Raw genomic sequence first — 2,343 nt, forward strand, 5'->3', positions numbered from 1 at the left:
ATTTTTTATTCGGCGACGGCCTGCCAGCCGACGCTGGAGTCCGGCGAGAACTGGGTAATAACCTGCGCTTTTTGCGCCGTCTCTGCGCCTAAGTTCGCTTCGTAAACGCGGTCAGTCTTATCGACCATAAAGCTCATGATGCCCGTTTGCCCCCACTCAACCGGCCAGGCCAGCAGGGCGACTTCGCCTTTGTCGCCGTCGGCGATGATGCGGAAATGGTAGCCGTGATAGCCTTCACCCGGCACCGAGGGGCTGAAGTTTGGCCCCAGAGGGCTGGGATCTTCTCCCGGCTTGATGGGCCAGTAGAGGCCGTCTTTTTTCCCGTCGCTGCTGATAATTTTCTGCGCCCAGGCGTGGTTGAGCTGATAGTAATCTTCCTGCGCATCCACGTAGGCGTGCATGGCTTCAATGGCCGAAAGCTCGTTGCGGCCAATGGCGCGGGTCAGAATCTCATCTTCGCCTGCCGCGATATTAAAGGCCCAGCCGGTGTTGCCTTTTTCCATGGGGATGGGCAGCCGCCAGCCGTCGTTACCCACATCTAACCAGGCGGTGTTGCCCTGTGTGATTATCCGATGACCGAGCCGCCAGTCGCGAAGAAAACGAGCAACGGCCTCCTGGTCAACGCCGTCAGGCGGTAAAAACTGCTGCCAGTTTTCGCCGAAGAGTTTGTCCAGTTTGTTGTCATCTTTGTGGCTGACGGCATCCACCAGCGCGCTGGCCGCCTGCTCTGGCGTGGAGAACGTCTGCTGTGCCCATGCCATTAGCGGCGACATTGCCAGCGCCAGCAGGGCTATCTGTATCTGCTTTTTCATCTTGTTGTCCTTTAGCGTCGACGAAACTCATGATGCTCAGCCAGCCCACCGCTGCGCTGCTCACCGCCGAGGCCGGAAGCACGACGGCTCTCAAGCCCGCGTGACTGCTGTGACTGCCAGGAGGGGGCGCGGCTTTCGTTGCCGCTGAAAACATTACTGCGCGCGCCTTCACGATGTGCCTGTAATGCGCTGCGCTGACCCATCATGTCCTGATTAAGATGCAGTTTTTCGCCATTCTGACGTTCACGCTGGAGGCTTTGCCGTTGGCTATCGTTAAGCTGCGGATGCGACTGCTGGATGCGCTGCGCGGCCTCTCGCGGCTGGGTATTCCGCGTGGCGATATGGCTCGTCGGGGCATCGTAGCCGCGGAAGTTATTGCGCTGCACGGTGTGGTTGAGCTGCTGCGATGCGGCGCGGCGCTGAGCGTCCCGCGAGTCAGCGGCCGCTGGCGTTGTGCCGTTGCTATGCGTGCGCTGGTTAAGCTGCTGCATTGCCGCTTGACGCTGCGCATCGCGGTTCGGCGCAGTATGTTGGGTGGCGCTGAGGCCGCCCGCGACATCGGTCTGATGCGGCGTAGCTAACGCCGGAGTCTGGTGAGTGGCGCTCAGCCCGCCGGCGACGTTGGTCCGGTGGAACTGATTGGCTACCGTATTATTCGGATAAGGCGTATTACCGCGATAGGCCGGATTATGCTGCCAGTTGCGGGTTTCTCCGCTCAGATTCGCTCCGGTTATCTTGTTGAAATTATTTACATTAATATTGATGTTATCGCCATTATGCTGGTAGCCGCCGCGATCATAATGATCGTCATCGTGATGGTGATCATCATCGTGGTGGTGATCGTCATCATCCCAGTCAATGTTGCTGAAAATCGCGTAGGTTGTCGCCACGCCCAGGCTAAAGCCAAAACCGCGTACAAAGCTGTCGGCGAACTGCTCCCCGGGAGGTGGCGGCAGATAAACCGGCGGCGCTGAGGTGTAAGGCCAGCTGTTGCCATAAACGACCGTCGGGTTGTAGTTCGGAACGTACACCACCTGCGGATCGCTCGGCTCGATCTTAATCACCGTTGGTGAGCTGCTTGTGCTGCTGGTTGTATGACTGGAGCCGGTGGAGGAGGCCGTGCGTTTGGTGGTGGTCACCGTTTGCTGCGGTGTCGATTTCAGCGAGCCAGTCTGCTGCGCCAGCAGTCGGAGTTTTTGCACTGCATCCATCACATCCTGCGGCTGCGCAAGGAAAGCGTTGCCCAGGTTGGTCACCCACTGAGGGTCTTCGCCCATCATGCCCGTCAGCTGAGGAAAGGCGACCAGCGATTTCACGCTGGCGTCCCACGGCTGCCCGGCGACGGCTTTTACCGCCGCATCGCCCTGCTGGCCGGGATGATCTTTCGACCACTGCACTGCCTGAGTGACGCTATCCGGGTAGGTGGAGGCCATCAATACCTGCGACAGCAGCGGGTCGGGGTAAAGGGCGATGGGGGCCACCCACTGGGTGATTTGCGCTGTGGAGTAGGTTGGCGTCGCTGCGGCTTCCG

Annotated in this window: 2 protein-coding genes; both read right to left on the reverse strand. The window is 59.5% G+C overall.

Annotated features, from left to right (window positions below; translation table 11 throughout):
* Positions 1-5: 5 nt before the first annotated feature.
* Positions 6-812, reverse strand: coding sequence for a DUF2950 family protein (locus M989_RS17780; RefSeq protein WP_064547499.1), 807 nt, complete (start codon positions 810-812; stop codon positions 6-8).
* A gap of 11 nt (positions 813-823) precedes the next feature.
* The coding region (locus M989_RS17785; RefSeq protein WP_064547501.1) for a DUF3300 domain-containing protein at positions 824-2,343 on the reverse strand (1,520 nt) is incomplete at its 5' end.

It is taken from the genome of Kluyvera georgiana ATCC 51603, assembly GCF_001654985.1.
Classification (GTDB): domain Bacteria; phylum Pseudomonadota; class Gammaproteobacteria; order Enterobacterales; family Enterobacteriaceae; genus Kluyvera; species Kluyvera georgiana.